Below are 7,482 nucleotides of genomic sequence, written 5' to 3'. Positions count from 1 at the left end.
TTTACGTCGGTGTGATCGTCATTGCGGGCGAAGCGAAGCAATCCAGAGGCCGCGAAGAAAGACTGGATTGCTTCGTCGCAAGCGCTCCTCGCAATGACGGCAAGAATACGGGAGAAGACCACCAATGCCCAAATACGACGAACTGATGGCGCTACAAAACCTCGGCCAGAAATACGCTTACACCGATCGCGAGGTGATGCGGTACGCCGTCGGCATCGGCATGGGCGCGGATCCAATGGACGAGAAGGAACTGGCTTATGTCAACGAAGCCGCCTTCAGCCCGCGGCCTTTGAAAGTAGTGCCGACATTTGCCTCGGTCGCGGCGTGGGGCGCCAACCCCGGCGAGATGAACCTCAACCGCCTGATGGTGGTCGACGGCGAGCGCGACATTACCTTCCACAAGCAGCTCCCCGTTGCGGCCAACATCACCGCGGATTCCACCGTGCTCGGCTGCTGGGACAAGGGCAAGGACAAGGGCGCGGTGATCCGGCACAAGACCGTGCTCAAGGACGACAAGGGCGAGGAACTCGCGACGCTGGTCGCGTCGCGCTTTGCGCGCGGCGATGGCGGCTTCGGCGGGCCATCGGAAGGCCAGCCCGAGCCGCACAAGGTGCCGACGCGCGCGCCCGACCGCTCGGTCGATATCTCGACCCGCCCCGATCAGGCGCTGGTCTATCGCCTGTGCGGCGACCGCAACCCGCTGCATTCCGATCCCGATTTCGCCAAGCGCGCCGGCTTTCCGCGCCCGATCCTGCACGGCATGTGCACCTATGGCCTGACCTGCCGCGGCGTGCTGCAGACCTATGCCGATTACGATCCCGCAGCCTTCAAGCAGCATGCCGTCCGCTTCTCATCGCCGGTCTATCCGGGCGAAACTGTAACGATGGACCTGTGGAAGGACGGCAACGTGGTGTCGTTCGAGGCGAAGGTGAAGGAGCGGGGCGTCACCGTGATCAAGAGCGGCCGGACGGTGCTGGCCTAGCCCCATACTGTCGTTCCGGGGCGCGAGCGCACCAGCGCGAGCGAACCCGGAACCTTGAGATGTTCAGCGCAAACATCTCGGGATTCCGGGGGCGCATTCGGCTGGCGCCGCCCGCGCCCCGGAACGACGGTGGGGGACGGACAACCGCTCACTTTCCCTCTACAATGCCGCATCATCCATCGAGGCCCATCATGAAACTGACACCCAAAGCCGCCGGTACGTTCGCCATTGCGCCGACCCCGTTCCACGACGACGGCCGGATCGACGATGCGTCGATCGACCGCCTGACCGATTTCTACGCCGAGGTCGGATGCGACGGCGTTACCGTGCTCGGTATTCTTGGCGAAGCACCGAAGCTGGAGGCGGCTGAGGCGGAGGCCGTGGCGCTGCGTTTCGTCAAGCGTGCCAAGAACATGCAGGTCATCGTCGGCGTGTCGTCGCCGGGCTTTGCCGCGATGCGCACGCTGGCGCGCAAGTCGATGGACGCGGGAGCCGCCGGCGTGATGATCGCGCCGCCGCCGATGCTGCGCACCGACGACCAGATCACGACCTACTTCAAGCAGGCCGAGGAAGCCATCGGCACCGACATTCCCTGGGTGCTGCAGGATTATCCGCTGACGCTGACGGTAGTGATGACGCCCGCGGTAATCCGCAAGATCATCATGGATTCGAAGTCCTGCGTGATGCTCAAGCACGAGGACTGGCCGGGCCTGGAAAAGATCACCGCTTTGCGCGGCTTCCAGAAGGACGGCTCGTTGCGCGAACTCTCGATCCTCACCGGCAATGGGGGCACCTTCCTCGACTTCGAGATGGAGCGCGGCGCCGACGGCGCGATGACCGGCTACGCCTTCCCGGAACTGCTGATCGACGTCGTCAACCTGCAGAAGCAGGGCGAGCGCGACCGGGCGCACGACCTGTTCGACGCGCATCTGCCGCTGATCCGCTATGAGCAGCAGCCCGGCGTCGGCCTTGCTGCACGGAAATACGTGCTGCAGAAGCGCGGTATCATCGCTTCGATGGCGCAACGCAAGCCGGGTTCGGCGCTGTCGCCGACGGCGCGCGCCGAGATCGATTACCTGCTGTCGCGTGTCGCCCGTTTCGACAAGCGCGCCAATTTGCAGTTGCAATCCAGTGCGGCGGGCTGAGCGATGACCAGTGAGCCCGGCGTCGCGCGGCCTGCCTCCACCATCCTGCTGCTTCGAAAGGGCGCTGCGGACGCCATCGAAGTCTTCATGATGGTGCGGCACTATCAGATCGAGTTCGCGTCGGGCGCGCTGGTGTTTCCCGGCGGCAGCGTCGATGCCGGGGATCAGGACATCGTCGCGCGGCCGGAACTCTATGCCGGCGTCGATGGCGACGATGCGATGACGCTGAAGTTTCGCATCGCCGCGATCCGCGAGACGTTCGAGGAAAGCCGCATCCTGCTCGCGCGTCCGCGCGGCTCAAACGAACTGATCGAGGCCGCGCGCGCCGGCGAGATCGCTGACGCCCATCGTGACGCACTCAACGACGGCCGGGTGAAATTCGCGGATATCATAGCCGACCATGACCTCGTCCTCGCGCTCGATCTATTGGTGCCCTATGCGCACTGGATCACGCCGGAGGGCATGAAGAAGCGGTTTGATACCTGGTTCTTCCTCGCCGCCGCGCCCCCCGAACAGGTCGGCATGCATGACGGCAAGGAATCCACCGACTCGATCTGGCTGTCGCCGCGCGAAGCACTGGAAGGCGGCGAGAGCGGCCGCTTCACGCTGCCGTTCCCGACCACCCGGACTCTTATCAAGCTCGGCAAGCAGCCGCATGTGACCGCCGCGCTCGATGATGCCCGGCGCAGCACCATCGTCACCGTGACGCCCGTCGTCACCCGGGATGGCGACAAGCGCACGCTGCGGATTCCGCTTGAGGCCGGCTATGACGGCGAGGTGTTCGAGATCACGGGTGCGCCGTAAATAGCAGAAGACACCGTCGTCATCCTTCGAGGCGCGCAAGTGCGCGCACCTCAGGATGACGACGGTGAGCGTGAAATTTTTGAAGCGTTATCCCGCCTTCGCCTGCAACGTGTTCGCGGTCTCCCAGAACGGCCGGCGCAATTCGCGCTTCAGCACCTTGCCGGCACCGGACAGCGGGAACGGCTCAGAGCGGATATCGACGCTGCGCGGGCACTTGTAGCCGGCGATGCGATCCCGGCAGAACGCGATGATCTCGGTTGCGTTCACCGCGTGGCCCGGCTTTGTAATCACGAAGGCATGCACGGTCTCGCCCCATTGCGGGTCGGGGATGCCGATCACGGCGCATTGCGCCACCGCGGGATGCTGCGCCACCGCGTTCTCGACCTCGATGGAGTACACGTTCTCGCCGCCGGAGATGATCATGTCCTTCATCCGGTCGACCAGATAGATGTAGCCCTCATCGTCCATGTAGCCGCCGTCGCCGGTGTGCATCCAGCCATCGATCACGGCCCGGGCGGTTTCCTCCGGCCGTTCCCAATAGCCCATCATCACATTGGCGCCGCGTACCGCGACTTCGCCGACCACGCCAACGCCTACCGGCTTGTGGTCGGCATCGACGATCCGTGCCTCGCAGCCGATCGCGGCGCGGCCGCAGGCGCGCTGCCGGCCCTTCGCGGTGGCTGCCTCGCCAAAATGCTGCTCCCACGGCAGATGCGTCGCCAGCGGTGACAATTCCGTCATGCCGTAGAGCTGGTGGAATTCCGCGCCGGGCATGCCGGCCATCGCGCGCTTCAGGAGCGCCTCGTTGATCGGCGAGGCGCCGTACATCATCTGCTTCAGCGAAGACAGGTCGGCGTCATGGAAGGCGGGATGATCGACCAGCATCTGGATCATGGTCGGCACGATCAGCGTCGCTGTGACCTTTTCGCGGGCGATGGTGGCCATCACCAGTTCCGGATTGAATACGCGGACGATGACGTTGGTGCCGCCGCCGACCAGCGAGGTAAACATCGCGCCGCCATTGGCGACGTGGAACATAGGTGCGGCGTTGAGATAGACCGTGCCCTGCGGCACCAGCCCCTCGGCCAGCATGTGCAGCGAGTTGGCAAAGATATTCCCGTGGCTGAGCATCACGCCCTTGGAACGGCCGGTGGTGCCGCCGGTGTAGAAAATGCCGGCGAGATCGCCGCGCGTTCGCATCGCGTCCGCGACCGGCTCGCTGTCTTGCACCAGTTGCTCGTAGTCGTGCGCCTCGGCGGGACCGGCGGTGTCGTCGGCATAGATAAGCGCCAGCGGCATAGCTTTGGCGAGATCGACGCCGATCGCGGCGAAGGCGCTATCGACCACCAGCGCGCTGGCACGGCAGTCCAGCAGCGAGTCGGCGATCTCCTGAGCGCTCCAGCGCACATTGGTCGGCACGATCACCGCGCCGGCCCAGGCGATACCGAGATAGAGTTCGAGATAGCGGTCCGAATTCAGCATCAGCACCGCGACGCGGTCGCCAGGCTGGATACCGAGCCGCTGCAGCGCGCCCGCCAGCCGGGCGACACGGTCGCCGACCTCGCGCCAGTTGCGCCGCCGGTCACCGTCGATGGTGGCTGTTCCCTGTGGGTCGATCTGCAGCGCCCGGCGCAGGCCCTGGGTGATATTCATGCTTCGCTCCCTGTCTTGGCCGTGCGGATGCTGGACGCATCTCTGGTAGGCGGCTGCGATCATACCGACGGGCAGGAGCCCCGCAAGCCGGGAATGGCGCCAAACAGAGCCGTCCAGCCAGTTCCCCCGGGACGCGAAGTCATTGTATACTACCGCCGTCTGGAGCCGGTCCGTATCCGATGGCCAATCAAGTTACGCCGTTCATGCAGCGGGTCCGATCGTCCTCGCTGTCGATCGGACAATTGACCTTTGGCGGATTCCTGCTGGTGCTGGCGGTGATCCTGGTCACGGGCATCGCCAGCGTGGTCGCCATCCGCGACATCGGCATGACCTTCTCCGAATTGCAGCGGCTGCAGCGGGTCGGTGATCTCGCCGAGGATATCGACCGCCGTATGAACGGCCTGCGGCTGGCAGCGCGGGATTTCGTCACCGACCCGGACGCGGCGCCGGAGAAGGTCTCGCAGGCCGCGGTGGCGCTCGGCGAACTCCTCAAGAACACCCGGATCAATCTGGCGCCTGAGCAGCGTGAGATGATCGACGGCGTCGCCGCGCGGCTGACCAGCTACCGCGAGGGCATCGAGCGCGTCTCGGCGCTGATTGTGCAGCGCGCCACCCTGGTCGCCGCGTTGCCGCCGCTGCGTGAACGATTCGAATGGGCGATCGGCGAGACGCCGGACCGCGCCCCCGCGCGCAACCTGTTCAAGGCGCAGAACCAGGTCAACGCCGCACTGCTGGCGCGCGATCCGGTGCGCGCCGAACAGGCCGCACAGCAGATGCGCGCTCTGCCGATCGACGACGCCCAATTGCACGCGGCCGCCGACGCTTATGCCAAAGGCATCATCGCCATCGCCGCCACCGAAAGCCAGATTGCCGATCTCGACCGTGACGTGCTGGGAACCGAGGGGCGGCTGATCGGTCGGGTGACGGAGTTGGTGCGGGAGCTGAGCGCCCGGCGCGGACAGGTACTGTCGGGCAATTTTGCCCACTCGCTCACCGAAGCGAAATGGCAGAGTATTGCGCTGGGAAGCATCGGCGTGCTGATCGGGCTTTTGGCCGCGGTGTTCGTGGTGCGCGGGATCGTGCGGCCGCTGAACGCGATCGCCAGGTCGATCCGGGCGCTGGCCGGCGGCGCACCGCACACCGCCATTCCCGCCACCGACCTCGACAACGAGATCGGCGACATCGCCCGCGCCGCGGAAGTATTCCGCCACACGCTGGTCGAGGCCGACCGCGCGCGCGAGGCGGCGGTGCACGCGCTGTCCGAGCAGCGTCTCGCCGAAGAGAGCTACCGCAAGCTGTTCGAAGGTTCGGTGGACGGCATCTATGTGACGACGCCCGCGGGCGCGCTGCTCAACGCCAATCCGGCGCTGGCGCGGATGATGGGCTACGATACGCCGGAAGAGTTGATCCGCGCTACGCTCGACATCTCGCGTACGATCTATGTCGATCCGGCCGCGCGCGCCGAATATCAGATGCGGATGCAACGCGACGGCATGGTGCGCGAATTCGAGTATCAAGTCCGGCAGCGCCACTACACCGTCCTGTGGCTGTCCGACAGCGCCACCGCCGTGCGCGACGAGAATGGCGAGGTGGTGCGTTACGAGGGTACGGTGCGGGACATCACCAACCAGAAGCGCGCGGAAGCCGCGATCAAGGAAGGCCGCCGGCTGTTGCAGCAGGTGATCGACACTGTGCCGGCGGTGATTAACGTCAAGAATACCGATCTGCGTTACGTGCTGATGAATCGCTATATGGCCGGGATCTTCGGCATCGAACCCGGTCATGCGATCGGGCGGACTACCGCGGAACTGATGTCCCGCTATAACGCCGGCAAGACCAACGACCCCGACAAGCGCGTGCTGGAGACCCGCAAGGGTCTTGGCTTCTACGAGGAGGAATATCAGGACGCCGCCGGCGTGATACGGCAGTGGCTGGTCAACAAACAGCCGCTGCTCAGCGCCGACGGCAAGCTTGAGAACATCGTCACCGTGGCGCTTGATATCGGCGAGCGCAAGCGCAGCGAGGCCGAGATGCGTAAGGCCAAGGACGCAGCGGAAGGCACCTTGCGCAATCTTCGCGAGACACAGAATTCGCTGATCGAGGCCGAGAAGCTGGCCGCGTTGGGTCGTCTGGTCGCAGGCGTCGCGCACGAGGTCAACAATCCCGTGGGCATCAGCCTGACGGTGGCCTCGTCGCTGGAGCGCAAGATTGCGATGTTTGGCGAGGAAGTCGCGCGCGGTGACTTGCGCCGCTCCAGCCTTACCGAATTCATCGAGTCGAACCGCGATGCCGCGGCGCAACTGGTCGCCAATCTCAACCGCGCTGCCGAGCTGATTCAGTCGTTCAAGCAGGTTGCCGCCGATCGCAACTATTCCGAACAGCGGATGTTCGATCTCGCTGACCTCACCGAGCAGGTGGTAATGAGTCTGAAGCCCGGTCTGCGCAAGCAGAACCTGGCGTTATCCGTCGATTGCCAGCCGAACCTGATGATGAATTCCTATCCCGGCCCCTATGGCCAGGTGCTGACCAACCTGTTTCTCAACACCGTGGCGCATGCATTTCCAAATGGCGGCGGCGGCGCGGTGGAGATCAAGGTGCGCGACTCCGGCGTCGATCATGTCGAGGTACTGTTCACCGATGACGGTATAGGCATGAGTGCGGATGTTCGTCGCCGTGCCTTCGATCCGTTCTTCACCACCCGCCGCGACCAAGGTGGCACCGGGCTCGGCCTACACATCGTGTACAGCATCGTCACCAACCGCCTCGGCGGCAGATTGCATCTGCACTCCGAGCCCGGCCAGGGCACGCGCGTGCAGATCATCCTGCCGCGGACGGCCCCGCTGGAGATGGCGGCGGAGTAGGCGCGTCATTGTGTGCCGGCGCGCGCGCCGGGACGAC

The 7,482-nt window shown here is 65.0% G+C and carries 5 protein-coding genes; 4 read left to right on the top strand and 1 reads right to left on the bottom strand.

Annotated features, from left to right (window positions below):
• Positions 1–124 precede the first annotated feature (124 nt).
• The 3 genes from JWQ24_RS27400 to JWQ24_RS27390 all read left to right on the top strand — a co-directional run bounded on the left by JWQ24_RS27400 (position 125) and on the right by JWQ24_RS27390 (position 2,931).
• A complete protein-coding gene (locus JWQ24_RS27400) occupies positions 125–982 on the top strand; it encodes a MaoC family dehydratase (protein ID WP_299815400.1) in 858 nt (285 codons plus the stop codon).
• A 191-nt stretch (positions 983–1,173) separates the two neighbouring features.
• Complete coding sequence (locus JWQ24_RS27395; protein ID WP_299815397.1) at positions 1,174–2,127, top strand: dihydrodipicolinate synthase family protein; 954 nt, start codon at positions 1,174–1,176, stop codon at positions 2,125–2,127.
• Between the two features lie 3 nt (positions 2,128–2,130).
• Entirely contained in the window at positions 2,131–2,931 is an 801-nt protein-coding gene (locus JWQ24_RS27390) for an NUDIX hydrolase (protein WP_299815394.1), read from the top strand.
• 87 nt (positions 2,932–3,018) lie between these two features.
• Here the strand turns inward: JWQ24_RS27390 and JWQ24_RS27385 are convergent, their stop codons facing one another.
• Complete coding sequence (locus JWQ24_RS27385; RefSeq protein WP_299815391.1) at positions 3,019–4,584, bottom strand: long-chain-fatty-acid--CoA ligase; 1,566 nt, start codon at positions 4,582–4,584, stop codon at positions 3,019–3,021.
• 179 nt (positions 4,585–4,763) lie between these two features.
• Here JWQ24_RS27385 and JWQ24_RS27380 point away from each other — a divergent pair, with 179 nt between their 5' ends.
• Positions 4,764–7,445 (top strand): PAS domain S-box protein, encoded by a 2,682-nt coding sequence (locus JWQ24_RS27380; protein ID WP_299815388.1) that lies wholly within the window; start codon positions 4,764–4,766, stop codon positions 7,443–7,445.
• Positions 7,446–7,482 lie beyond the last annotated feature (37 nt).

The organism is Tardiphaga sp., assembly GCF_028290495.1.
In the GTDB taxonomy this organism is placed as follows: domain Bacteria; phylum Pseudomonadota; class Alphaproteobacteria; order Rhizobiales; family Xanthobacteraceae; genus Tardiphaga.
Note: the sequence above shows the minus strand (reverse complement) of the source record. Positions and strands in the feature narration are given on the sequence as shown.